This window comes from Streptomyces sp. NBC_00335, assembly GCF_036127095.1.
In the GTDB taxonomy this organism is placed as follows: Bacteria; Actinomycetota; Actinomycetes; order Streptomycetales; family Streptomycetaceae; genus Streptomyces.
Genome location: NZ_CP108006.1, coordinates 7401530 through 7424120 on the forward strand (window position 1 = coordinate 7401530; position 22591 = coordinate 7424120).

Genomic DNA, 22591 nt, shown 5'->3' on the forward strand with positions numbered 1-22591 from the left:
AAAACCCCTTAGCGTGCGGGGGATTTGGGAAGGTCCCTTCCGCAACGGGGCTTGGTCTAGTTCGGTTCCGCGCCTTCTCTGCGCCGTTGCGGCGCTGTGACCTGCATATTCACAAGAAGACCGCGACTTTGAAATCGCCCGGTAACGGAATTGGTTGCGTTCAACAAAAAGATTGATCTTGACGGGTGGCGAGCCCCGTGCCTAACGTTCGCAACGCCACAACGTCTGGCACTACTTTGCGCCAAACAGACTTGGCGTCACGGCTGCGCCTTACAAGGCCCTTGCCGCTTCGGCTTTGCCTAATAGGGCAGCCATCATCACGGCTTTGCCGTGTTCCGCCCCGAGGTTTCGACGGGCGGCCGAGCAGCTTCCGACTGCCCGGCCACCCCAGTGGCGAAACGCGAACGCCGGCGAGACCTACCAAATGCGTAAGGAGTCCCTGTGACCACCGCACCCGCCATCCTGGGCACTGGGTGGGAGATCACTCCCGAATTCACGTTCACCGACCTGGAGTGTACCGCTCTCGAAGAAGCCCTCGGCAGGGTCACCGCCAACCCCTACCGGCTCTACGAGGCACACCTCTTCCAGGTCAACGCGCTGATCGCCGAAGGTGTCGTACCCGAGCGCTTCCGTGCCTACGTGGACTCGCTGGCGACCATCGACCGCGCCGAGCAGCCGGCCGTCGTCATCAAGAACGTGCCGTACGACCGCGAGGTACCCCACTTCGACTTCGACGAGCCCGTCAAGTCCAAGTACGAGCTGAAGAAGACCTTCATCGCCGAGGGCTTCCTCGCCCTGTTCGCCCAGCTCGCGAACACCCCTGGGATCGGCTACGTCAACGTCAACGACGGTGACGTGTACCAGGACATCTACCCCAAGCGGTCGATGAAGGAGAGCCAGTCCCAGAAGGCCCTGAACCGCATCTACTTCCACAAGGACCTGGCGAACCACTTCGTCCGCCCCGACCAAGTCTACATGGTCGGCATGCGCAGCGACCCGGTGAACGAGGTGTACACCTCCTTCGTCCGCAACATCGACGTCATCGCCTCCTTCACCGAGGAAGAGCTGGAGGCGCTGCGCAGCAACGAGTTCTACACGCCCTTCGACGACCTGACGGTCATGGGCGGTTCCCTGGAGCTCGGCGAGGCCGACAAGCACCCGGTCATCGGCGGCGAGGACGACCTGCGGTACTTCGAGAACCGCACCGTCGGCGTGACGGACCGCGCCAAGGCCCTCGTACCCAAGGTCAACGAGGTCCTGCACGCCCACAAGAGCAGGGTGTTCATCGGCCCGGGCGACTTCGTCATCACCTACAACAACCACACCGTGCACGCGAAGGAGGTCGTCAGCGTCGGCGACCCGGACGCGTTGCGCACCCGGTGGATCATCAAGACCGTCAACGTCGACGACATCGATCCGTACCGGGCCCACCTGGTCCCCGGCACGGAGCACCTGATCAACGGCTGACAGCCACCTCGCGCAGCGGCCGAGCGGCCGCCAAGGGGGCAGGGGCGGGGCCGTACTCCGTCACGCACGGCGAACCCCGCCCCCGCGCCGGTGGCCGTCGGCCGTCGACCGCTCCAACGTCGTACGACCGAAGGAGACAGGTCGTGCAGGGTACGAACGACAACACCACTCCGTGCGGGGCGCACCATTGCGGCTGGGCCTGTGGTGCGTGACCCGGGGAGTGCGTGAGGCCCGCACGCCGCCGCTCCGCGCGGCAGCGGCGCCGAGGTCCCCCGTCTCGTACGGGTCGAGCGGGAGCCGGTGCGCCCGGCGCCGGCCCGCCGCCCCGACGGTCCCGGGCGGTTCCCGCCGGGCAGCGTGGACTTCTTCACGCTCTTCTCCTCGTGCGGCCGGCTCCCGGGCATCACGGGACAGGGCGACTACGCCTCCGGCAACGCCTTCCTGGACGCCCTCGCCCCGCACCCGTGCGGCGCAGGGCGACGCGGACACGGTGCGCATCGCGTGGACTTCGTGGCGGGGTGGGTCTCGGCATGCCGACGTCCTCCGAGGTCATCGACGCCGAGCTCGCGGCGCGCGGAACGGCGGACATCGCGGTCGCCGAGGCCACGGTGACGGCGATCGCCGACGACCTGGCGGAGCGCGGGCCCGACGGCCTGACCGGCTGCCGGATCGGCCGGGGCCCGACCCGGCGGTACCACCTGCCCCCTGAAGCCCTGCCCCTGAAGCCCTGAAGGAAACGATGCCCGAAGAAGCCTCGCCGCGCCGGCCGCGGGTCCGCATGGCCATGTCCGATCTGCACGGCTCCGTCGCCGATCCCGCTCTGACCTCGATGACCCTCCTGAACGAGATAGCGGGCAGGTTCCCCGACGCCGTCTCGTTCGCCGCCGGACGCCCGTACGAGGGCTTCTACGCACTGGACGACCTGCCGCGCTATCTGGCGGCCTTCGCCGCACACCTGGAGCGCGAACATTCCCTGTCCCCCTCCCAGGTGCGACGGACCTTCTTCCAGTACGGGCGCACGAAAGGCGTCATCCACGACCTGATCGCCCGCCATCTCGAGATCGACGAGGGTCTGGAGGTGGATCCCGAGTCCATCGTGGTGACCACCGGCTGCCAGGAGGCGATGGTCCTGGTGCTGCGCGCCCTGCACCGTGACCCGCGCGACGTGGCGCTGGCGGCGACGCCGTCGTACGTCGGTTTCATCGGCGCGGCCCGGATCGCCGGCATGCCCGTGCGCGGGGTGGCCGAGGGCCCCGACGGCATCGATCTGGCGGACCTGCGACGGCAGATCCGGGCAGCGAGGTCGGAAGGTGCGCGGCCCCGGGTGGTGTACGTCGTACCGGACTTCGCGAACCCCAGCGGCGTCAGCATGCCGGTGTCGGCACGGCGGGCGCTGCTGGAACTGGCGGCGCGGGAAGACGTGCTGGTCCTGGAGGACAACCCGTACTCGATGTTCCGTCTCGACGGCGAGCGGCCACCGACACTGCGGGCGCTGGACACCGAGAGCCGGGTGGTCTACCTGGGCTCGTTCGCGAAGAGCGCTTTCGCGGGGGCGCGCGTCGGCTACGCGGTCGCGGACCAGGTGGTCGTCGGCGAGGACGGGCGGGAGAGCCTGTTCGCCGACGAACTGGCGAAGCTGAAGAGCATGGTCACGCTGAACACCTCCACCGTGGCGCAGGCCGTGATAGGCGGCTTCCTGGTCGAGAACGGCTGCAACGTCGTCGCCGCCACCACCCGGGAGGCGGCGGTCTACCGGCGCAACCTGCGGGCGGTGCTGGAGGGCCTGGAGAGCCGGTTCGGTCCCACCTGGGCCCATCACGGAGCAGTCGGCTGGAACGCGCCCCGGGGCGGCATGTTCGTCGTCCTGACGCTCCCCTTCCGTGCCGACGACGCGGCCCTGGAGTACTCGGCCTCGCGCTTCGGCGTGCTGTGGACACCGATGCACCACTTCTACGACGGCGCGGGCGGCCTGACGCAGGTCCGGCTGTCCGTCAGTGTCCTCACCCCCGAGGAGATCTCCCTGGGCCTCGACCGACTGGCCAAACTGGTCGACGACCTCCTCTGACACGCCGCTCCGGCGGGCGCCCCGCCGGGCCGTCACCATCAACCCCGTTCCTTCGGGCCGGGTTTGAGGCGGCGGAGGGTGTAGCCCTCGCGGGCGGGGTCCAGGGGCCTGGTGGCCTCCTTGAAGAGGTGCTCGGCCCGCTCGTACGACAGCCGGCGCCGGCCCGTGTCCGGGCAGAGGTCGGCCGGGGCGGGGGTGCGGGCCGGGCCGGGGCGCCGGTCGGAGAGGAACACCGGGCCCCGGGTGCGGCCGGCCAGCAGCGGGGGCAGGAGGCGGGCCGTCCCGGAGCGCCAGCTCACCCACGTGCCGCCCGCGCGGGCCCGGCGGTCCTCCAGGTCCAGGTCCTCCACGTTCAGGGACAGTACGGTCGTGACCCCCGCGGCCGATTCGTGCAGGAGCAGCCACAGGGCCCGTTCCCGCAGCGGTACTTCGGGATCGCTCCACAGCGCGTCGAGCCGCGCGGGGTCCAGCGCGGACGCCCGGGGCCGGGGCTCGGGGCGCCGCTCCAGCCCTGCCGCGAGTCCGTCCAGGCCGGCCCAGGCGCCGAAGGACCGTACGGCCGAGCGGTGCCGGTTCCAGGTGCGGGCGGCCGCGGCGCCCCAGGCGGCCGAGCACACCCGCGCCACCTCCTCGGACGTCAGCCGGGACAGCGGCGCGGCGTCGCCGAGGTCCAGGCGCAGCCGCCGCAGGGTCTGCCCGTACGAGCGGACCGTCGCCGCGTCCAGATCCGCCCGGCCCAGGAAGCCCTCCGCGGCCCGGCCCAGGGTCGGACCCGGCGCGGGACCGGCCGGGCCGCCGGTGGCGGGGACCTGCTCCGCGCGCCGGCGCAGGAAGGCGCGCTCGGCGGCGTTCTTGGCGAGGGCCGCCGCCCGGAGGAACTCCAGCCGGGCCTCCGGGCCCCGGTCCAGGCGCAGCAGCAGGTCTCCCCGGACGCTGGGCAGGAGGTGGTAGTCGCGGAGCACGGGATCGGCGACCAGGGAGTCCACCAGGTCGAGGCCGGCCTGCGGACCGTGGGCCATGCCGAGCGCCACCGCCTGGTTGAGCCGGACCACCGCCGTCGGCAGCAGCCGCGCCAAGGCCCCGTACAGGGTCGCGATCTGGGTCCAGTCGGTCTCCTCGGCGGTGCGTGCCTGCGCGTGGCACACGGCGATCGCCGCCTGCAGCATGTACGGGCCGGGGGCCCCGCCGGCTTCCCGTGCGCGCAGCATCGCGGTGAAGCCGCGGCGGACGAGCAGCGGGTCCCAGCGCCCCCGGTTCTGCTCGTGGAGCTGGACCGGCTCGCCCGAGGGACCGGTGCGCGCCGCCGAACGGGAGGCCTGGATCTCCATCAGCGCGACCAGGGCGTGCACCTCGGCCTCCCGGGGGGCCAGCTCGGCGAGCAGCCGGCCCAGCCGGAGGGCTTCGAGGCAGAGTCCGGGCCTCATCAGGTCGTCGCCCGAGGTGGCCGAGTAGCCCTCGTTGAAGATCAGGTAGATGACCTCCAGCACCGAGGACAGCCGCTCGGGCAGCTCGGACCCCTCCGGCAGGTCGAAGGGCACGTGGTGCTCGGCCAGCGTGCGCTTGGCCGCGGCGATCCGCCGGGTGACGGCGCTCGCCGTGACGAGGAAGGCCCGTGCGATCTCCTCGGCCGTCAGGCCGCCCAGCAGCCGCAGCGTGAGCGCCGCACGGGCCTCGGCGGGCAGCACGGGGTGGCAGGAGAGGAACATCAGCCGCAGGACGTCGTCCTGTTCGGGCTCCTGTTCCTCCTGGTGCTCCCGGTTCTCCTCCAGCTCGTGCGCGAGCTGCTCCTGCTTGTCCGTCAGCATCCGGGAGCGCCGGATGTGGTCGACCGCCCGGCGCTTGGCCGTGGTCGTCAGCCAGGCGCCGGGGTTGTCGGGGACCCCGGCGCCCGGCCACTGTTCGAGCGCGGCGACGAGCGCGTCCTGGGCCAGTTCCTCGGCCAGGCCGACATCGTGCACCAGGCGGGTGAGCGTGGCGATGATCTTGGCCGATTCGAGCTTCCAGACCGCGTCGATCGTCCGCGAGGCGTCGGGCACGGGTCAGGGGCCGAAGACCTGCTGGACCACGCTCTCCCCGTCACCGACGATCCTGCGGAAGCGGCGGGCCAGCTCGATCGCCTCTTCCCTGGACCGGACCTCGATCAGCGCGAAACCGGCCACGGCCTCCTTGGCCTCGGCGAACGGCCCGTCCGTCACGGTGATCTCCTCGCCGGTGGAGGCCACCAGGATGCCGCCCGGTTCCAGGCCGCCCGTGGCCAGCAGTACGCCGGCGGCCGTCAGCTCCTCGATGAACTTGCCCATCTCGGCGTACAGCCGCTCGTCGGGGGCGGTCTCGGAAGGCTTCGTCGTCATCAGGTAGCGCATGGGGACTCCCTCGTCTCGTGGTGCCGAGCTGCTGCCGGTACCTGCTTACACGTCGAACCGGCGATGTGACAGGGAACGCGCGCATTCCCTGTCACATCGCCGGTTCGACGTATCGGCGAGAACCGAACGAAGCCGCGTACGACGAACCCGAGAGGCACCTGCCATGAGCACCCGGACCCCCACCGCGACCGCCACCGTCTCCTCCTCCGCCCCCGTCTCCGCCACCACCCGCTCCCTGCTCACCTGCGTGGTCGTGGCCTCCCCGCTGTGGGCGGTCGTCTCCCTGACCCAGGCCGCGACCCGCCAGGGCTTCGACATCACCCGCCACCCGCTGAGCGCGCTGAGCAACGGCAGCCTCGGCTGGCTCCAGATCACCAACTTCCTGCTCGCCGGCGTCCTGCTCGCCATCGGGGCGACCGGCCTGCGCCGGGCCCTGCGCGGTGCCCCCGGAGCCACGTGGGCGCCACGGCTGGTCCGGATCGCCGGCATCGGCATGATCGCCGCGGGAGCCTTCGTCATGGACCCGGTCGACGGCTTCCCCCTGGGCGCCCCTTCCGTGGAGACCGCCACCCTCACCTGGCACAGCTACGCGCACTTCGCCGCCGGGTCGGTCACCTTCACCTCGCTGATCGCCGCCTGCTACGTCCTGGGCCGGCACTTCGGCCGCACCGGGAACCGCCGGTACGCGATCGCCTCCCGGGTCGCCGGTACCGCCCTCCTGATCGGCAACGGCTGGGCCATGGCCGGCGGCCCGGCGGGCACCCTGACGCTGGCCGTCGGAGCCGTCACGGCCTTGCTCTGGGTCTCCGTGGTCGCGCACCGCAGTCGCCGCGGCATCTGATCTGCGGGGTCTACGGGGTCCATCCATGGGGTCTCCCGGGCTTTTAACCCGTGACGCGGAGGGTGTCAAGTCCCGAGTTTCCGGAACATGACCCGGATGTGCCGGCCGGGGCTTACTTGAGGCACGAGGAAGAGACGGAAAGCCTCACCCGAGGAACTCCTCCTCTCCCCTCGAATACCCCACCGTCCCGAATACCCGGGGCACATAAGCAATAGGAGAAGGTCATGAACCGTAAGACTCGCACCAACAACGTCGTCCGCACCAACCGTCGTGGATTCCGCATGGCGACCCTGGTCGCATCGGCCGCCATGATCTCGGGAGCGGTCATCCTTCCGGCCTCCATGGCGACGGCGGCCCCGGTGACGGCCCATGTGGCCACCGCCCTCCCGGCCGCCGGTGGCGCCGGAGGGGACGGCGGGGAAGGCGGCGGCGGCCTCATCGGCGGCGGTGGCGGCTCCGGCGGCTCCGGCGGGGGCAGCGTCCTCGGCACCGGCGGCCAGGGCGGCAACGGCGGCAAGGGCGGCGACGGCGTCCTGGTCGGTGGCGGCGGCGGTGGCGGCGGTGGCGGCGGTGAAGGCGTCGTCGGCGGCAAGGGCGGCAACGGCGGCGGGGGCGGCAGCGGCCTCTTCGGCGGCAGCGGTGGCAACGCCGGCGGCGGCGGCGACGGCCTCCTGATCGGCGGCCAGGGCGGCAACGGCGGCAAGGGCGGCAACGGCGTCTTCGAGGGCGGCAAGGGCGGCAAGGGCGGCAAGGGCGGCTTCGGCGGTCTGTTCGGCGGCCTCGGCGGCAACGGTGGTGCCGGAGGCATCAGCATCTTCTGATCGCTGACCCCGCACCCTGCTCCACGGGGTGGAGGCCTTCAGGGCCTCCACCCCCCAGATCCACCCTCACCACCCCTTCTTTGATCAGCGACATCCGTGCACACGGAAACGGAGAACCCCCATGTTCACGAGCTCCTGGCAGCGTCCGCTCATCCTGGCGGCGGCCTCCCTGGCTTTCGTCACCGGCACGGCGTGCGCCGCGCAAGCGTCGCAGTCCCACACCCCCACGAGCACCGTTTCCTCGCCCATGACCGGATCGCCCGCCCACTGCGGGTCCGGCGGAGCAGGCGGCGAAGGCGGCGAGGGTGGCGAGGGCGGCAAGGGCGGTCAGCCCGGCAAGCCCGGTGAGCCCGGCAAGCCCGGTGGAGTCGGCTGCTTCCGGTTCGACGACCTGCCGGACAAGTCCAAGTCGGAGCTGACGATGGTGGACAAGGTGCGCATCGTGGTGACCCTGCTGGCCGACGACTCCGATGAAATGAAGGAGAAGATCGCCAAGAAGTACAAGATCTCGACCGAGCAGATCGACACCTGGAAGAAGAGCTACGAGGACGGCGACTGGTTCGCCCTGATGGGTACCAGCAACCCCTTCTCCCCCCTCTCCACCTGATATACGGGCCCGACCGGCCGGTGGCCGGCCGGGCCTTTCTCCATCCGAATTCCAGACATCGTTTCCGGTATCGATTTCAACCATCAATGATCAATCGGCAAGGAGAATCCCATGCGTACGCGTTCCTGGAAGTTCCGTATAGGTCTTGTCATCTCGTCGACGTTGATCGGTGCCGGCGCGATGGCGCCCGCGGCCATGGCGGCGCCGACGGCCACGGTCACGACGGTCGCGGCGTCCAGCGGCTGGCAGGACGGTGGTGACAGCAGACCGGGCACGAGCCGCCTCACCGGCAAGGTCAAAGTGGGCAACGGCAGCGTCCGCGTCGGGGACAGGGTCTGCGCCGGCAACTGCAACGGAACGGTCAACGGAACCAACGGGGGCAACGGCGGAATCTGCGCCGGACTCTGCAACGGCAGCGCCAACGGCGGGAACGGCACCCAGGGCCGGCCGTCCGGCGACGGCACGAAGGGCGGCAACGGCGGAATCTGCGCCGGAGTCTGCAACGGCAGCGTCAACGGCGGAAACGGAGGCAACGGCGGCACCGCGTCCCCCGGCGGCGACGGAGGCAGCGGCGGCCGGGGCGGCAACGGCGGCATCTGCGTCGGCGTCGGCTGCGAGAGCAGCGGCCGCGGCGGCAACGGCGGAGCCGGCGGCGACGACGACTGACCGCCGGGCCGAGGGCCCGGGCACATCCCCCGTGGGGCGAGCACCGCTCGCCCCACGGGCGTGTGCAGGGATCGCTGGATAGACTTTTTTCGGGAGGCGCCTGATGGGCACGGCAGCGAACCAGGGCCTTTATACGGGCCGGGCCTCCGGCCTCATCGGCAGGCAGATCGCCGGCTACCGGATCGAGCGCATCATCGGCCGGGGCGGCATGGCCGTCGTGTACCAGGCGAAGGACCTGCGCCTGGACCGTACCGTCGCGCTCAAGCTGATCGCCCCGGAGCGCGTCCGGGACGAGGTCTTCCGGCGCCGCTTCGCCCACGAATCCCGGGTCGCCGCCAGGATCGAACACCCGCACATCGTCCCCGTCTTCGAAGCCGGGGAGATCGAAGGGGTCCTCTACATCGCCATGCGGTACGTCGCCGGGCCGGACCTGCGGGCCCTGCTGGACCGGGACGGACCGCTGCCCGTCCCGACCGCGCTGCGCATCGCCGCCCAGGTGGCATCCGCGCTCGACGCCGCCCACGACCACGATCTGGTGCACCGGGACGTCAAACCCGCCAACATCCTGGTCGCCGCGGGCACCGACAGCGAGCACCCGGAGCACATCTACCTCACGGACTTCGGGCTGACGAAGAAATCGCTGGCGCTCACCGGGTTCACCACGGCGGGCGAGTTCGTCGGCACGATCGACTACGTGGCGCCGGAACAGATCTCCGGGCGCCCGGTCGACGGAAGGTGCGACGTCTACAGCCTCGGCTGTGTCGTCTACGAGTCCCTCGCCGGCGGGCCCCCCTTCGTCCGCGACGATGCCCCCGCCCTGCTGTGGGCGCACCAATACGACAAGCCGCCTCCCCTGACGGAGAAGCGGCCGGATATCGCGCCGGAGGCCGGCGCCGTACTGGAGAAAGCTCTGGCGAAGGTCCCGGAGGACCGTTACGACTCGTGCCTGGAATTCGTGGCGGCGCTACGTGCCGCCACCGCCACCGCACCTGCCCGGCGGGCCGCTCCGCGCCCCGTGGATCCGGGGAGCGAGGCGCCGCCCGGGGAGCCGCCGAGGGAGCCGCCGGACTGGGCGCGGCCCGTGTTCACAGGCCCAGGGAGATGGCCAGGCGGGTCATCTCCGCCGTGGTGTTGATGCCCAGCTTGGCCCGGATGCGGCGCAGGTAGGCGTCGACCGTGTGCTTGGAGAGTCCCATGGAGCGGGCCGTCTGCACGTAGGTGCACCCGGCGGCGATGTGGCGGAGGGCTTCCTGCTCGCGCGGGGCGAGGACGGCTGCGGTGGCTGCGGTGTGGTGCGCGACGAGTGTGAGGCTCATGGGACTTCCTCCGGCACTTCGGCTCGATCATCACGGCTGCTCGCACCTTTGGAAGCAGGAGACATGTCCACGAATGTGAATGTATGTCCGTGTTAAAGAGCCTGTCGGTGGGAGTTCGCGAACCTGTCCGTCGTCTGTCACGGGCGTGTCACAGGGAAGGGGAGAAGGTCCTCGGAAGGTTTGCGGACCCCGGGTCCTGAGAGTCCGGGTCCCCGGAACCTGAGCTCCCCGGAACCTGAGGTCTCAGAACCCGAGGTCTCAGAACCCGACGAGGGACTGCTCGGCCCAGATGGTCTTGCCGAAGAGGGTGTGCCGGGTGCCCCAGCGCTGGGTGAGCTGCGCGACCAGCAGCAGGCCGCGCCCTCCCTCGTCGAAGATCCGGGCACGCCGCATGTGCGGGGCGGTACCGCTCGCGTCCGAGACCTCGCAGATCAGCGTCGTGCCCTCGTGGATGAGCCGCAGCTGGATCGGCGCCTCGCCGTACCGGATGGCGTTGGTGACCAGTTCGCTCACCACGAGCTCGGTGACGAAGGCGGCCTCGTCGAGCCCCCAGGCGGTCAGCTGGTCCGTGGCGCCCCGTCGGGCCTGCGCGACGAAGGAGGGGTCGGCGGGCAGGTCCCAGACGGCGACCTTGTCGGTGTGCAGGGCCCGGGTCCTGGCGACGAGCAGGGCCACGTCGTCCTCCGGGCGGTGGGTCAGCAGCGCCGTCAGCACCCGGTCGCAGACGGTGTCCAGAGTGGAGGCGGGCTGGATCAGGGCCGCGAGCATGCTGTCCAGGGCCTCGTCGATGTCGTGGTCGCGGGCCTGCAGGAGGCCGTCGGTGTACAGCGCGAGCAGGCTGCCCTCGGGAAGTTCGACCTCGACGGTCTCGAAGGGCAGGCCCCCCAGGCCCAGGGGCGGCCCCGCCGGAACGTCGAGGAGGTACGCGGAGCCCTCGGGGGAGACCACGGCGGGCGGCGGATGGCCGGCCCGGGCCGCCGTGCACACGCGGGTCACCGGGTCGTAGACCACGTACAGGCAGGTGGTGCCGATCCCGCCGGAGGATTCCTGGCCCGTCTCGTCCGCTGACAAGTGGATGATCAGGTCGTCGAGGTGGGTGAGCAGCTCGTCGGGCGGCAGGTCGACGTCCGCCAGCGTGCGCACCGCGGTCCGCAGCCGGCCCATGGTCGCGGAGGCGCGCATGCCGTGGCCGACGACATCGCCCACGACCAGGGCCACCCGGGCTCCGGACAGCGGGATCACGTCGAACCAGTCGCCGCCCACACCCGCCTCGCCGCCGGAGGGCAGATAGCGGGAGGCGATCTCCAGCGCCGACTGCACGGGCAGCGTGTGGGGGAGCAGACTGCGCTGCAGCGTCATGGTGCTCGTGTGCTCCCGGGCGGTCCGGCGCGCCCGGTGGATGCCCGTAGCCGCCCGGGCCGCGAGCTCCTCGGCCAGCCGCAGGTCCTCCGGATCGAAGGGCTCGCGCCGCTGGTGACGGCTGAAGACGGCCAGGCCGAGGGTGATCGCGCCGTCGCGCAGCGGCACCAGCATTATCGAATGGGTCCCGTACTCGCCGATCCAGGCGGCCCCTGGATCCTGCGCCACCCACCGCGCGACGGCCGGGTCGGCGGTCCCGTACACGGCGCCCCGCCCTGCGGCCAGACACTCCACGGGGGGCGACAGCGCCGGGTAGACGGCCGTCTCCCCGACCGCGAACCGGGACTCCTGGCTCCCGCCGAGCACCGACCGCACGGCGCTACGGGACACCGTGAGCGCCCCCGTACCGGGACCCGGGGACGGGGCCCCGCCGCGCGGGGAGGGTTCCAGCAGGTCGACGACCGCGAAGTCGGCGAGCCGGGGGACGGCCGCGTCGGCCAGTTCCTGTGCGGTGCGGGCGCTGTCGGGGACGGTGTCGATCCGGGCCCCGGCGAGGGTCGGCGGGAGCGGCTTGCGCGGGGCGGTCTCACCCGCGGCCTTGTCGTGTGCGCTCAGGTACACGGCCCGTGCCCGGCCGTCCGGGCCCGGTACGGGGGCCAGGGTGGTCGCCCAGCCGTTCGCCGAGCCCGCGCCGGGCGGCCGGACGAAGCCGTCCACGGACTGCGGCTCGCCCGTTTCCAGCGCCCGGCGCATCCCCCGCTCGACCTCCTCGCTCACCGGGCCGGGGGCGATCTCCGACAGGCGCAGCCCGCGCATCTCGGCCTCCGTGAGGGACAGCGCGTGGTGCATGCCGGTGTTCGCCCGCACCAGCCGCAGGTCCTCGTCGAAGACCGCCAGGACACAAGGGGAGCGGTCGAAGGCCCATTCGCCCAGGGGCCCGTCCCAGGACGCGGCCGCCGCCCCCGCCACCGCGGACACCACCAACCACTCGGCCGTCCCGCCGTCGGCCGTCCTGCGGTGGGCGAGGAGTCCCGTGTCCAGCCGGCGGCCGTCCCGGTGGCGCAGCGCCGCAGTGCCGCTCCACCGTTCCTGCCCGGGTGCGACCGGCCGCGCCGCAGTGCCCGTACCGCCGGATCCGGCGGTATCGCCGGGCCGGTCCGCGAGCAGATCCGCGGCGGGCATCCCCACGACCTCCGAGGCCAGGTAGCCGAGCAGCCGACGCGCGTCCTCGCTCCACCCGGTCACGATGCCCTGCTCGCTGACGGTGGCCGTGGCCGTGTACGCCGCACCCGGGGAGGCGTGCGTGGTCCGGGCGGGCCGCTCACCGGGAGGGGTGGGAAGTTGCTCCATCGCCGCTCATCTCGCCTTCGCTGGCCAGGGGCTCCACTGACAAGCATGAGACGGCGCGGCAAGGAGCACCAACGCAGTGCCGTCACGCGCCCGGAGCGGCCTGCGCGAGCGGCGCGGCTGCGGACGGTGCGGCGAGCCGCAGGGCCGCCGGGCCCGGTGCGGCAGGCCGGGTGGGCGCGGGCTCCTTCGCGGGGCGGCGGGCCGGGACCCGGCAGGACCGGCCGTCCGCCTTGGCCACCGGCAGGTCCAGGAGCCGGCGCTCCTCCGAGGCGACCAGCGCGCGCGGGTCGACGGGGGCGCCCAGGACCGCGAGCCGGGCGAGGGCCAGGACGAAGGTGCGTCCGTCGTCCGGCACCTCCCCGGTGACGGGGACGACGTGGACGTCGCCGTGGCCGGTGAGGTTGCGGCGGACCGAGGTGAGGAGCGAGGTCCCGCCGGCCACCTGGAGGAAGACGCGGGCCCCCCGGTCGTAGGCGGTGCGGACGGCGTCGTCGAAGAGGACCGGCGCGGACGCGTGCCGGGCCCACAGGCCGCGCAGCCGGTCGGGGTCCTCGCAGACCTCCGCGGTCACGGAGGAGACGAACGGCACGGCGGGGCTGCTGATGCGACGGGTGGCGAGGCCCGAGCGCACGGCCTCCTCGGCGCGGGCCAGCCGCGGGGAGTGGAAGGCGTTCGACACGTCGAGCGTCGCCGTGACGACCCCGGCTTCCGCGCAGGCCCCGCGCAGGGCGGCGAGACCTTCCGGAGTGCCGCTGACCACGACCTGCCGCGGCTGGTTGAAGCAGGCGAGCCACACGTCGTCGATGCCGTCGACGAGCCGGCGGCAGGTCTCCTTGTCGGTCTGGACCGCGAGCATTCCGCCCCGGAGCCCGGCCCCGGCCCGCCGCAGGGCCGCGCCCCGGTGCACCAGCAGCCGGACGGCGTCCACGTGGGTCAGGGCGCCGGCCGCCGCGGCGGCCGCGAACTCCCCGGCGCTGTGGCCCAGGGCGAGGTCGGGGGTGACGCCGCAGTCGGCGAGGACCCGGGTGGCCGCGATCTGGACGGTGCCGAGCAGCGGCTGGCACACCTCGGTGGCGGCGAGCATGCGCCCGAGCTCCCCGTTGTCCGTGAGCGGGGCCCGGGGTGCGGAGGCCTCGCCGTAGAGCAGGTCGGCCAGGTCGAAGCCGAGGCCGGCCCGGGCCACGGCGCTGAGCACGCAGACGGCCGAGCGGTAGGCGGGGAACCTCTCGTACAGGTCCCGCATCATGCCCGGACGCTGACTGCCCTGGCCGGGGAAGAGGAAGGCGATGCGGCGCCGCGCGGCCGGCAGCGGGGCGTCGGCGGCGAAGGCGCCGTCGCCGAGGTCGCCCCGGGCGCCGGCGAGGAGCTGCTCACGGGCTCGGCGCAGCCGCTCGACGAACGCGTCCGTGCCGGTGGCGACGATGGCGAGCCGGGCCGGCAGCGGCGCCCGCGCGCCTAGGGTGTGGGCCACGGCCGCCAGCGGCGTACGGTCCGCCGCGTCGAGTACGTCGAGTACGTCGAGTACGTCGAGTACGTCGAGTACCTCGCCGATGTGCTGGTCCAGCAGCTCGGGGTTTCCGGCCGAGAGGAAGACGAGCTGGGGCCGGGCGACCTCGGTGTCATCGGCGGCTCCGGCGCTCCCGGAACCGGCGGCGCGGTGCGCGGGCCGTCCGGGGACCGGTCGGGGGACCGGTTCGGGTCGCTCCTCCAGTACCACGTGGACGTTGGCGCCGCCGAAACCGAACGAGCTGACGGCGGCACGCAGGGGAGCGCCGCCGCCCGGAAAGGGCCGCGGTGTGTCGGCGAAGCGCAGGCCCGCCGCGGAGATGGCCAGGTCGGGGTGGGGGGTGGTGGCCGGCTGTGGCACGACCGTGCGGTGGTGGACCACCAGGGCCGTCTTGATCAGTCCCGCGATGCCCGCCGCGGCCAGGGAGTGCCCGATCAGGGCCTTGCCCGAGGCGAGGTAGCACAGGGCCGGGTCGTCGTCGGGGTACTCGGTGCGCAGCCGGCGCAGGGCCTCCACCTCGGTACGGTCCCCGGCGGCGGTTCCGGTGCCGTCGGCCTCCAGGAAGCCGACGGAGGACGGGGCGACTCCGGCGTCCTCGTAGGCCCGGCGCATGGCGCGGAGCCGGCCTTCGACGGAGGGGACCAGGGGGCCGGGGGAGGCGCCGTCGTCGGCCGAGCCGATGCCCCTGATCACCGCGTAGACGCGGTCGCCGGCGGCGAGGGCGTCGGCGAGGGGCCGCAGGACGACGACGCCGGCGCCCTCGCCGAGGACGAAGCCGTCGGCCTCCGCGTCGAACGGGCGGCACACCCCGGCGGCGGACAGGGCGCGCAGCCGGGAGAAGCCGACCAGGCTGTCGGGGGCGAGGTTGAGGTGCACGCCGCCGACGAGGGCGATCCGGCAGCTGCCCCGGCGCAGGTGGGCCACCGCCCGGTCGAGGGCGACCAGCGAGCCGGAACGGGCGGCGTCGACGACGACGCCGGGTCCGCCCAGGCCGAACCGGCGGCTGACGGCGCCTGACGCGCGCATGCGGGCCGTCACGAGGTCCTTGCGGTCGGACACCGACAGTCCGACGAAGACCCCGGTGTTCTCCCGGTCGAAGTCGCCGCGGCCCATCCCCGCGTCGTCGAGGGCCTCGCGGCTGACGTCCAGCAGCAGCCGGTGCTGCGGGTCCACGGCCCGCGCGCGGGCGGGCGGCACCCCGTGGTGCGGGGCGTCGAAGCGGTCCACGGAGTCCAGGAAGGCGCCCTGGTCCGTAGCGGCGGGATGGGGGGCCGACCGGTCGCCGGGGGCGTGGAAGGTCCCGCGGGTCCAGCGGTCCGCGGGCACGGCGCCGAACTGCCGTGCCCCGCGCAGGAGGAGGTTCCAGTAGCCGAGGACGTCGGGGGCGCCGGGAAAGCGGCAGCCGAGTCCGATGATGGCGATGTCAGTCATGGCGGGTCCGCCTTCGGTCCGGATGACGCGTCGCTCCTGCGGGGCGCAGGACGGTCGCTTTCCACCGTGCCCGGAGGCGGCGCGGGGCCGTAGACCCGGCTATTCGTTACTTGACAGGGCCGGGGGCTGGTGCTGCCGTGCTCAGGTGCCGCCCACGCCCTCCTGGAGGTAGGCGGCGATCATGGCGACGTCGTTCGCGATGTCGAGGATGCCGCTCGGGTCGGTCGTCGGGGTCGAGGCGCCGGTGACGCCCGCGTAGAACACGTCGAAGCGGCCGTCGCCCTTGTCCAGGTAGCCGGCGATGGTGATGGCGCCGACGCCCAGGCGGTCGTTGAGGGCGTCCAGCCCGACGGCGGCCCCGGTCTTGGCGAACACCTTGCCGCGCGCCGGGCAGTCGCGGCAGTTCTCGGCCAGCAGCCCGTCGACCCCGAGGATCGGCAGGGCCTCGCGGAAGCGGCGCGCCTCGGGGGAGCGCAGCCAGTACGTCAGCATCTGGATCTCAGCCTGCGGCGTGGAGCGGTCGACGGGGTTGCCGCCCCGCCCGTCCAGGAGCTGTACCTGCGCACGGTCGACCTCGGCCTCGTCCAGGAAGGAGGCCAGGACGGGGAAGCCGTCCATGCAGGCGCGGCTGCCGGTGGTGACCGCCATCAGGCACATGCCGAGGTTGGCGCCGAGGTTGTGGCTCACCTTGAGGATGAGCTCGGCGTACTCGGCGAAGGGCGGCGAGGTGTACGCGGCCACCCGCGCCCGGCCCTCGTAGCCCGCGGGCAGCCGGTCCACCGGGTTCCCGCCGGCCGGAGCCGCGGTCACGTCCACCCCGGCCCGTTCGAGGGCCTCGATCAGCGCGGTCCGGCCGAAGGCCGCGGGGTCGGTGATGGGGGAGACCTTCAGCACCGGTGCGGCGCCCGCCGCGATCGTGCCGGACAGCCGGATCCGGGTGCCGTCGTCCGAGGTCGTGACCGTGACGGCCGTCGGCTTTCCCGCCGCCACGGTCTTCACGGTCGAGGTGACCCGGTAGGGGGCGACCTTCGGCCGCCAGTCCAGCCTGGCGGGGGCGTCGGCGCGGTCCCCGGGGGTGGTCGTCAGGTCGATGAGGTTGTCGTTGAGGATCAGCGGGGTCGGGGTGGGGATCAGGACGGGCTCGGGCTCGAAGAGCCGGTCGTCGACGATGACGTTCCCGTCGACGCGGGTGATGCCGGAGTCGCGGACCTGGCGCGCGAGGAGGTCGATGCCGGCGAGCGGGTTCTGCGGGGTGAGCGTGGCCCCGGGGACGTCGTCGGCGTAGGTGTGGTCGAGGTCGGTGAAGGCGACCGTACCGTCGGGGCGGGTCCGGCCGCCCATGGTCAGATCGCCTTGGGCGACCAGGGCGAGATCGCCGGTCAGGGTCGCGCCGCGCCGCTCGCCGACCGCGTAGAGCGGTGTCACGAAGCGGTGGCCGGGACCGAGGGCGTGCCAGGCGCCGGAGACGCTGAACAGCTTGGCGGTGGACCCGGGGATGAAGAGCTGGTCGGGGAACCGGCTGTGGACGGTCCGTCCGGTCTCCGGATCGACCTGGAGGAGGCCCCACTGGGCGTTGCGGTAGCCCGGCTTGCGCATGATCTCCGTGATCCGGGGGTCGAGCGGGCCGGAGCCACCGGTGTCGGAGGGCGCGGTGCCGGAGGGCGTCGGCGTCGGCGGTGTCGCCCCGGCGGCCGGGCCCGCGGTCAGGGCCACGAACAGGAGGGCCGCGCATCCGGCGGTGATGCGCCGGCGCGGGGACCGGGGGTGCGTTCCTCGTGGCACGGCGAGCCCCGTTCGTCTCGGCGGCGGGCTCCGGAGGCGTCACCCGGTCGCGTGTAACCAGTACCCAGGGTTCCGCCAGCGTGGCACGCCCGCATCCGGCACGCACATCGCCGGGGCGCCGCCCGCGGCGGATGCGGTCCGGGTGAGGCGGCGTACGTTGAGAGGGGGAGGGGGACCGGACCAGGCTGCTGCAGGAAGGGCCGACCCATGGCGCACACGGCTGGTGCCCACGGCACGAACAAGGTGGCGCAGTTCCTGGACAGCCCCTTCGTGGGGCTGTCCCCCTGGATCGTCTTCGCCCTCGTGGTGGGGCCCGGACGCTTCGAATGGGCGGTGGGGCTGGCCCTGGCCATCTCCGTCTGCCTCGTCGTCGGCAGCCGTCTGCTGAATCCCGGATCCTCGCTGAAGATCCTGGAACTCGCCGACGTCGTGTTCTTCGCGATCCTCACGGTCGTCGGGGCGTTCGCCAGTGACGGCACACGACGCTGGCTGGAGACCTACGCGGGCGAGATCGCGAACGTCACCCTCTTCGCCATCGCCCTCGGTTCCATCCTGGCCGGGGTGCCGTTCACCCTCCAGTACGCCCGGGAGCAGGTCGACCGGAAGTTCTGGGACACGCCGGCCTTCAAACGGACGAACTACCTGATCACCGGGGTCTGGGGACTGACCTTCCTGGTCAACGCGGTCGTGGGTGCGTACGGCGACCTCGTGCTGCGGGACCCGCAGAACGCCTGGACCGGCTGGATCATCCCGATCCTCACCATCGTCGGGGCACTGCGCTTCACCCGCCGGTACCCGGAGGCCGTGCGGGCCCGGGCCCGCGCCGAAGGGCCCGCCCCGACCGGTTCCTGACCGGGTGCCGGCCGGTCCCGACCGGTTCCTGACGCAGCGCACGGCCCGGGGGCCGCCGCGGAACTCCGCGACGGCCCCCGGTCGTACGAGGCGGTGGATCAGCCGGTGAAGCCGGCCGTGATGGAGGTGAACTGCCAGTCGCTCTGGGCGATGCCGGAGCAGGTCTCCTGCAGACCGCCGCCGGGGCAGCCGCGGTCGCGGTTCACCGACCAGAAGGCGAGGCGCGCGATGTGGTGGGAGTTGGCCCAGTTGCGGATGTCGGTCCAGTTCTGGACGGTGGTGGTCTCCTGGGTGTCGCTGATGCCGTTCATGCCCGAGATGCCGATGTGGGAGTACGCGGTCGCGTCGTCCCAGCCGTAGGTGGACTTGAGCTTGGCCTTGAGGCCCTCGGTCGCGCTGACGGTGCTGGCGTACATGTCCGTCGAGGCGTTGCCGAAGTCGAACGGCATGATGGTGAAGACGTCGATGCCCGTGTTCAGCGCCTTGGACTGCTCGATCAGGCGGTTGCCCCAGCTGGTCGGGCCGGTGGTGGAGGTGCCGAAGGTCAGGATGGTCTTCAGGCCGGGGTTGTTCTGCTTGACGATCTTGAGCGCGCCGAGGATGCGGTCCTGGACCACGGCGTTCTCGAACTCGTCGGTGTTCTCTATGTCCACGTCGATGGCCTTGAGCCCGTACGCGCTGATGACCTGCTGGTAGGCGCCGGCCAGGGCCTCGGCGCTGGAGCAGTTGGGGCCGAGCTTATTGCCCTGCCAGCCGCCGATGGAGGGCACGATGTCGCCGCCCGCGGCGCGGATCGAGGCGATGGTGCTCTGGTCGATGCCGCCGGTCAGCGGGCGCTGGCCGTCCCAGGACGGGTTGCAGCCGCCGGAGGAGAGGATGAACGCCATGGTGAACCACTTGGTGCCGGTCGCGTTCATCACGGTGGTCGGGCTCGGCGGGTTGCCCCAGCCGAGGTAGAGGTACGGCGCGGCCTGCTTGAAGCCGGTCGGCGGCGTGGTCCCGGTATCGGTGGTGACGTTGACGGTGTTCGAGGCGGCCGAGGTGTTCCCCGCGGCGTCGCGGGCGCGCACGGTGAACGCGTACGCGGTGCTCGGGGTCAGGCCGGTGACGGTCGCGCCGGGGGTGGCGGAGGTCGCGACCTTGGTCCCGCCCTGGTAGACGTCGTAGCCGTTCACGCCGACGTTGTCGGTGGACGCGGTCCAGGTCAGGGACGCCGTGGTGGAGGTCTTGCCCGTGGCGGCGAGGCTGCCGGGCACGGTGGGCGCCTGGGTGTCGACGGTGCCGCCGGGACCGTCCAGGGTGATGTCGTCGGCGTGGTAAGTGCCCTGCCCGTACCAGCCGTTGAGGTAGATCTCGGCGCTGGTCTGGGAGGCGCCGGTGGTGAAGGCGACGGTCAGCTTGGTGTAGGCGGCGGCCGAGGGGGTCCAGGTGGAGGCGCCGCCGGTGACCCCGAGGTAGACGTAGCTGCCGCGGACCCAGGCGGAGAGCGTGTAGCTGGTGTTGGGCTGCACGGCGACGGTCTGGACGCACTTGGCGTTGTCGCTCGCACTGGCGGCGCCGGCCAGGGCCTTGCTCCCGCCGTGCACCGGTGAGCCGACCACGGAGCCCAGCCCGCCGGAACAGGACCAGCCGGCCGTGGTGCCGGACTCGAAGTCCCCGTTCGAGAGGATGTTGGCGCCGAAGGCCGCCCCGGGAGAGGTCAGCACCGCGGCCGCGCCGAGCAGGGTGGCGCCGAGGGCGCAGGCCAGCCGTGTACGGGTTCGGTTTGGGGTACGCAAGGAAATGCCTCCAGTGGGAATGGGGGGACGGCGTGGAGCGCGAAGCGTGGGAGTGCGGCCCGCCGGGACGCGTGGGGACGGGGCGGCGGGCCCGTGGGTGGGGGGCCTGCGACCCGGCGGGCGTGGGGAGTTGACGCCGTATCCGCTTCGTGGCCGGGAACCTAATCCTCCGGAAGGATCGCCGTCAACAGGTCTGGACCAACTGATAGGTGGTTATCTCAATCGGAAGCTTTACTAACGGTGATGCTTGACAAGGCTCCCGCCCCTTCGGAAGCATGACGCGGTGCCAGCCTCCCGCCCCCACCACGTCGCCGTCCTCGTCCTCGAAGGGGCCAAACCCCTCGACGTCGGCATCCCGGCGCAGGTGTTCACGACCCGCGCGAGCATGCCGTACGAGGTCCGGGTGTGCGGCGCCGCCCCGGGACTCGTGACCGGCGGCGACGGCCTGTCGTACGCCGTCGCCCACGGCCTCGAAGCCCTCGCCTGGGCCGACACCGTCTTCGTCCCCGGCTACCGGTTCCCCGACCGCGAGGACCCGCCGCGGGCCGTCGTCGACGCGCTGATCGCCGCCCACGCACGGGGCGCACGGCTCGCGGCCATCTCCACGGGAGCCTTCGCGCTCGCCGCCACGGGCCTGCTCGACGGCAAGCGGGCCACCACGCACTGGCACTACACCCGGGCGCTCGCGGCGAAGTGGCCGCTGGTCCGGGTCGACGAGAACGTCCTGTTCGTCGACGAGGGCTCCGTACTGACCTCGGCCGGAGCCGCCTCGGGCATCGACCTGTGCCTGCACGTGCTGCGCAGCGATCTCGGGGTGGCCGCCTCGAACCACACGGCCAGGCGGCTGGTCGCGGCCCCCTACCGCAGCGGCGGCCAGGCGCAGTACGTGCCGCGCAGCGTGCCCGAGCCGCTCGGCCCGCGGTTCGCCGCCACCCGTGAGTGGGCGCTGCACCGGCTCGGCGAACCCCTCACCCTGGAGGCGCTCGCCCGGCACGCGGCGGTCTCCCCGCGCACGTTCTCGCGGCGGTTCGCCGAGGACACCGGGTACACGCCGATGCAGTGGGTGATGCGCGCCCGCATCGACATGGCCCGCGAACTGCTGGAGCGTTCGGAGCGGAGCGTGGAGCAGATCGCCGCGGACGTGGGCCTGGGCACCGGGGCGAACCTGCGGCTGCACTTCCAGCACATCCTGCGGACCACGCCGAGCGAGTACCGGCGCACTTTCGCCCGGGGGGAATGAGGGGGCAGGCGGACCAGGCCGCGGTTCCTGCGTACGAGGTCGCGGCTCCCGCGGACGACCTCGCGGTTCCGGGCGGAACCCGTACTTCCGGCTCAGGCGGTGAAGAGGCTCCTGCGGGCGAGCTGTTCGGCCTCCATGGCCGTGATGGCGTTGCGGCAGGCGTTGGCGAACTTCCAGAAGTCGGTGTTGGTGGTGGTGGCGCGGTTGGCCGCACCGGAGAAGTTCGCGAAGAGGCTCTGGCGGAGCTCGGTGGTGATCTCCAGCTGGGCGCCTCCCGCGCTCGTCAGGGTCCGGTTGCAGATGTTCTCGGGCAGGTCTCCGTTGAGGTCTTCCGGGTTGCCGCCGAGCACCTGGAAGCCCGCGGCGCCCAGCTTCGCGGAGAGGAGCTGGCGGAAGCGGGCGTTGAGGCCGCCGACCACGACCGCCTTGGGCTTCCCCTGGGGCGCCCCGGCCTGAGTCGCGGTGCAGCCGTGCAGGCTCAGCACGTTGGCACTGCCGGCGGCCATGGACCGCGCGACCGGGTCGTCGCAGTGCGAGGCGGTGACGTGCAGCTCCGCGTTGTCGGAAGCGCGCATGCCCTCGAACATCCAGTAGTCGTACAGCGGGGCGCCCTGGGTGACGGGTGCGAGTCCGTCCGGGTGGTAGCCGGCCACGGCCAGACAGAGCTCGGAGGTACCCATCTCGATGCCGCCGCCGTGGATGGCCAGCACACTGCTCAGGCGGGGGCGCGGAGTGGTGGCCTTGTCGTTGTCGACGGCCTCGTGGCGTCTGAACCGGCGCGCGTAGTCCTGACCCTCGATCGCCGTCGTGCTCGCGTAGAGGTCCGAGTTCGAAGCGTAGAGGTCGCCGCCGGCGGCTGCGGCGGGAGTTGCGGTGAGTCCCGTCAGGATCGGGCCACCGGCGGCCGCGGCCATCAGGGAGAGGAGGACGGTCCTGCGGCTGGCGCGAGTCCGGGACATGGGTGTTCCTTCGCTGCTATGGGGCCGGGTGGCCAGGGGATGCTGCCCGGCCGGGACATCGGCCGTGCGGTGTCGAAGGCGCTGTGCGGTCCTTCCGGTGAACATCCTGTCCACCCCCGGGCACCCGCAGAAGGTCCGCAGGGTGGCACCAAGGGTGCAGGCACCTTGATGCCACCACCGCGGGGCC

19 protein-coding genes are annotated in these 22591 nt (G+C 72.4%); 11 read left to right on the forward strand and 8 right to left on the reverse strand.

From position 1 onward, the window contains the following. Positions 1-441 precede the first annotated feature (441 nt). From OHA37_RS33610 to OHA37_RS33620, 4 genes are all read left to right on the forward strand, one after another. Positions 442-1467, forward strand: a complete 1026-nt coding sequence (locus OHA37_RS33610; protein ID WP_266910923.1) for a hypothetical protein — start codon at positions 442-444, stop codon at positions 1465-1467. 357 nt (positions 1468-1824) lie between these two features. Continuing rightward, a complete protein-coding gene (locus OHA37_RS40855) occupies positions 1825-2079 on the forward strand; it encodes a KR domain-containing protein (RefSeq protein WP_353963467.1) in 255 nt (84 codons plus the stop codon). Continuing rightward, positions 1998-2198: a hypothetical protein gene (locus tag OHA37_RS33615; RefSeq protein WP_266910925.1), complete on the forward strand. Its 201-nt coding sequence runs from the start codon at positions 1998-2000 to the stop codon at positions 2196-2198. Before OHA37_RS40855 ends, OHA37_RS33615 begins: the two co-directional genes overlap by 82 nt. Positions 2199-2206: 8 nt before the next feature. Beyond that, positions 2207-3532 (forward strand): aminotransferase-like domain-containing protein, encoded by a 1326-nt coding sequence (locus OHA37_RS33620; RefSeq protein ID WP_266910927.1) that lies wholly within the window; start codon positions 2207-2209, stop codon positions 3530-3532. A gap of 38 nt (positions 3533-3570) precedes the next feature. Here the strand turns inward: OHA37_RS33620 and OHA37_RS33625 are convergent, their stop codons facing one another. After that, positions 3571-5568, reverse strand: coding sequence for a sigma-70 family RNA polymerase sigma factor (locus OHA37_RS33625; RefSeq protein ID WP_266910929.1), 1998 nt, complete (start codon positions 5566-5568; stop codon positions 3571-3573). Positions 5569-5571: 3 nt separating this feature from the next. Further along, positions 5572-5895 carry a YciI family protein gene (locus tag OHA37_RS33630; RefSeq protein ID WP_266910931.1) on the reverse strand — a complete coding sequence of 108 codons (324 nt, stop codon included), beginning with the start codon at positions 5893-5895 and terminating at the stop codon, positions 5572-5574. A 163-nt stretch (positions 5896-6058) separates the two neighbouring features. On the opposite strand from OHA37_RS33630, the gene OHA37_RS33635 reads away from it, so the two are divergent. From OHA37_RS33635 to OHA37_RS33655, 5 genes are all read left to right on the forward strand, one after another. Continuing rightward, positions 6059-6736: a DUF998 domain-containing protein gene (locus tag OHA37_RS33635; protein ID WP_266910933.1), complete on the forward strand. Its 678-nt coding sequence runs from the start codon at positions 6059-6061 to the stop codon at positions 6734-6736. A gap of 224 nt (positions 6737-6960) precedes the next feature. Further along, a complete protein-coding gene (locus OHA37_RS33640; RefSeq protein ID WP_266910935.1) occupies positions 6961-7557 on the forward strand; it encodes a hypothetical protein in 597 nt (198 codons plus the stop codon). Between the two features lie 121 nt (positions 7558-7678). Further along, positions 7679-8164, forward strand: a complete 486-nt coding sequence (locus OHA37_RS33645; RefSeq protein WP_266910937.1) for a hypothetical protein — start codon at positions 7679-7681, stop codon at positions 8162-8164. Positions 8165-8275: 111 nt separating this feature from the next. Continuing rightward, complete coding sequence (locus OHA37_RS33650; protein WP_266910939.1) at positions 8276-8830, forward strand: hypothetical protein; 555 nt, start codon at positions 8276-8278, stop codon at positions 8828-8830. Positions 8831-8933: 103 nt separating this feature from the next. Continuing rightward, on the forward strand, positions 8934-9965 hold the full coding sequence (locus OHA37_RS33655; RefSeq protein WP_266910941.1) for a serine/threonine-protein kinase: 1032 nt from the start codon (positions 8934-8936) through the stop codon (positions 9963-9965). Here OHA37_RS33655 and OHA37_RS33660 read toward each other — a convergent pair. The 4 genes from OHA37_RS33660 to dacB all read right to left on the reverse strand — a co-directional run bounded on the left by OHA37_RS33660 (position 9916) and on the right by dacB (position 17575). Next, a complete protein-coding gene (locus OHA37_RS33660; RefSeq protein ID WP_266910943.1) occupies positions 9916-10146 on the reverse strand; it encodes a response regulator transcription factor in 231 nt (76 codons plus the stop codon). The two genes, OHA37_RS33655 and OHA37_RS33660, sit on opposite strands and share 50 nt — an antisense overlap. Positions 10147-10404: 258 nt before the next feature. Then, positions 10405-12855 (reverse strand): SpoIIE family protein phosphatase, encoded by a 2451-nt coding sequence (locus tag OHA37_RS33665; RefSeq protein ID WP_266910945.1) that lies wholly within the window; start codon positions 12853-12855, stop codon positions 10405-10407. Positions 12856-12937: 82 nt separating this feature from the next. Beyond that, positions 12938-15793: a type I polyketide synthase gene (locus tag OHA37_RS33670; protein WP_266910947.1), complete on the reverse strand. Its 2856-nt coding sequence runs from the start codon at positions 15791-15793 to the stop codon at positions 12938-12940. 141 nt (positions 15794-15934) lie between these two features. Beyond that, complete coding sequence (gene dacB / locus OHA37_RS33675) at positions 15935-17575, reverse strand: D-alanyl-D-alanine carboxypeptidase/D-alanyl-D-alanine endopeptidase (protein WP_266910949.1); 1641 nt, start codon at positions 17573-17575, stop codon at positions 15935-15937. 207 nt (positions 17576-17782) lie between these two features. On the opposite strand from dacB, the gene OHA37_RS33680 reads away from it, so the two are divergent. After that, positions 17783-18427: a hypothetical protein gene (locus OHA37_RS33680; protein WP_266910951.1), complete on the forward strand. Its 645-nt coding sequence runs from the start codon at positions 17783-17785 to the stop codon at positions 18425-18427. A gap of 98 nt (positions 18428-18525) precedes the next feature. On the opposite strand, the gene OHA37_RS33685 is transcribed toward OHA37_RS33680, so the two are convergent. Next, a complete protein-coding gene (locus OHA37_RS33685) occupies positions 18526-20205 on the reverse strand; it encodes a carbohydrate binding domain-containing protein (RefSeq protein WP_443046252.1) in 1680 nt (559 codons plus the stop codon). Between the two features lie 283 nt (positions 20206-20488). Between OHA37_RS33685 and OHA37_RS33690 the strand changes: the two genes are divergently transcribed. Continuing rightward, the gene (locus OHA37_RS33690; protein ID WP_266910953.1) at positions 20489-21445 is read left to right on the forward strand and encodes a GlxA family transcriptional regulator; all 957 of its coding nucleotides are present in this window, start codon (positions 20489-20491) and stop codon (positions 21443-21445) included. A gap of 92 nt (positions 21446-21537) precedes the next feature. Here OHA37_RS33690 and OHA37_RS33695 read toward each other — a convergent pair whose 3' ends face one another. Next, positions 21538-22404 (reverse strand): poly-gamma-glutamate hydrolase family protein, encoded by an 867-nt coding sequence (locus OHA37_RS33695; protein WP_266910955.1) that lies wholly within the window; start codon positions 22402-22404, stop codon positions 21538-21540. Positions 22405-22591: the final 187 nt, after the last annotated feature.